This window comes from Candidatus Termitispirillum reticulitermitis (genome assembly GCF_054655775.1).
The window spans coordinates 1-508 of the sequence record NZ_BAAIHG010000249.1 but is presented as its reverse complement, the minus strand read 5'-3'; the positions used below and the strand labels follow the sequence as shown (position 1 = coordinate 508).

Below are 508 nucleotides of genomic sequence, written 5' to 3'. Positions count from 1 at the left end.
ATTAGCCCTGCCCGCAACGCCTCTTTAGCTGTCCAGCTGGCAGAATCTTTCACCGCTCTTGTAGCGTTATCAATACTGCGTCCGCGCTTTTCCGCAATGGCGCGCATGAAGCTGACGGTGTCATTGGTCGCCTTTTGCCGAATATCGCCATCTAAATTAGCCCCACCCATAGCCACAGGGTGCGCCGCACCGATATTAGAGCTTTCGGACATGATGGCATAGTTGGCGGCTAGCGTAATGAACGTGCCCGCACTCGCCGCCTGTGCGCCCTGTGGAGCAACATATACGGCAACGGGGAGCTTGCTTTCAAGAATCGTCTGCACTATGTTGCGGGTGGATGACAGCACGCCACCGGGTGTGTTTAGCTTGATGATGAATACGGCTGCGTTGTCGGTGGTAGCCCGCTGAAGTGATGACGAAATGTACTTTTCAGTGGCTTCGGTGATAACGCCCCCCACATTCACTACATAAGCTGTGCTGGCAGATGATACCGATGCCAAGAGCAACC

Annotated in this window: 1 protein-coding gene; it reads right to left on the bottom strand. The window is 54.5% G+C overall.

The features are described from left to right. A partial coding sequence (locus AC1MDJ_RS08585) for an ATP-dependent Clp protease proteolytic subunit (protein WP_479690486.1) occupies positions 1 to 508 on the bottom strand: 508 nt, incomplete at both ends.